The following is a 1,577-nucleotide window of genomic DNA, read 5'->3' on the forward strand; positions in this document are numbered from 1 at the left end:
AGCGCGCGCCGCAGCGGCAGGAGCGCGCGGCGGCGCCGGCCGACGGCGCCGGCCTGGACTATTACTTCGGCGTCTGGCGCACCCGCATTCCGGGCGCGGTCTGGACCTCGCCCAGCGGCTACCGCGGCTATGACTGGCTGCATGTGAGCGCCGGGGTGTCGGCCGGCGACCTGATCATCCGGCCGAACGGCACGTATGTCTGGGCATCCTACGGCGGCAAGTCGGGGCGCTGGACGCGCAGCGACGATCCCGGGTATCCGATCGTGCTGATCGACACCGTCGAGAACCGGCAGTGGAAGGTCGGCATCGACCCGAAACACACCGGCGGACGCGACATCATCGTGTGGGACGGCAATTCGTTCTACTACGACGGCCGCAAGTAGCCCCCGCATACCTCTGCGCGCTCGCGGCCGGTATGGAGTCGCGCCGGACGGCGCAGTTCCCTTTCCGCGTCGGCTCCGTTGCATCGCCGGAAGGTGCATCAAACCTTGGTGCCGGCCGCTCCGGCAACCGCACGCAGCTTTGATCCGTCGCAACTTGGGCGAAGGCATGTATCGGCAGCATCTCCACAGACCTTAAGCAAGGCGCAGCCCGGCCCACCGGCGCGCCGCAGTGGAGTTCGCATGAAACCGTATCGCGGAATGGTGCACCGTCTGACCCGATTCATCGCCTGCCTGCCGCCGCGGCGGCGCCGCCAGTTGCCCCCGTTGCTGCTCCTGATGCTGGTGTGCGCGCTGGCCGAGATGCTCAGCCTGGCGACCCTGGTGCCGTTCCTGGCCATTCTCGCCGATCCGGCGAACGCGCTGCAAAGGCCGTTCGTCGCCCGCATCGTCGGCCTGCTCGGCGCCGCCGGCGCGGCGGACCTGCGCTGGCGGCTGACCGTCGTCTTCGCGCTGGCGGTCATCGTCGCGGGCATCATCCGCTACGCCGTCATTTACGCGGCCACCCGGCTCAACTACATCATGGGCTACGAGCTCGGCACCGAGGTGTACCGGCGCACCCTGTACCAGTCCTACGAGTTCCACGTCGCGCGCAACAGCAGCGAAACGGTGGGCGCGATCGACAAGATGGACAACGTGGTGTTCGTCATCGCCAGCCTGCTGATCATCTGCAGCAGCGCGCTCATGGCGGCCTTCATCACCGCCACGCTGCTGCTGATCGATCCGGCCATCGCCGGCATCGCGCTGCTCGGCTTCGGCACGATCTACGCGCTCATTTCCGTCTTCACCCGGCGCCGCCTGGCCGGCAACAGCAAGGTGGTCAACCGCGCCTACGCCATGCGGGTGCAGGCGGTGCAGGAGGGACTGGGCGGCATCCGCGACGTGCTGCTCGACCACACGCAGGAATTCCACGCCAGGCGCTTCCACGAGACCGAGAAGACGATGCGGCTGGCGCAGGCCAGCACCGCCATCATCGGCGGCCCGAGCTCGCGCATCCTGGTCGAGGCGCTGGGCATCATCCTGATCGCGCTGCTCGGCTACACCATCACCGAGACGCAGGGCAGCATCACGGCGACCATCCCGACGCTGGGCGCGCTGGCGCTCGGCGCCCAGCGCCTGATGCCGCTGCTGCAGCAG

At 68.5% G+C, this 1,577-nt stretch carries 2 protein-coding genes; both read left to right on the plus strand.

Features of this window, described 5'->3' with window-relative positions; genetic code table 11:
* On the plus strand, positions 1–383 hold a 383-nt coding region (locus tag A6M56_RS07520), incomplete at its 5' end, for a hypothetical protein (RefSeq protein ID WP_286757958.1).
* Between the two features lie 240 nt (positions 384–623).
* Positions 624–1,577, plus strand: a 954-nt coding sequence (locus A6M56_RS07525) for an ABC transporter transmembrane domain-containing protein (RefSeq protein ID WP_286757959.1), incomplete at its 3' end; no start/stop codon positions are given.

Source organism: Ralstonia sp. RL, assembly GCF_001683835.1.
Lineage (GTDB): Bacteria > Pseudomonadota > Gammaproteobacteria > Burkholderiales > Burkholderiaceae > Ralstonia > Ralstonia mannitolilytica.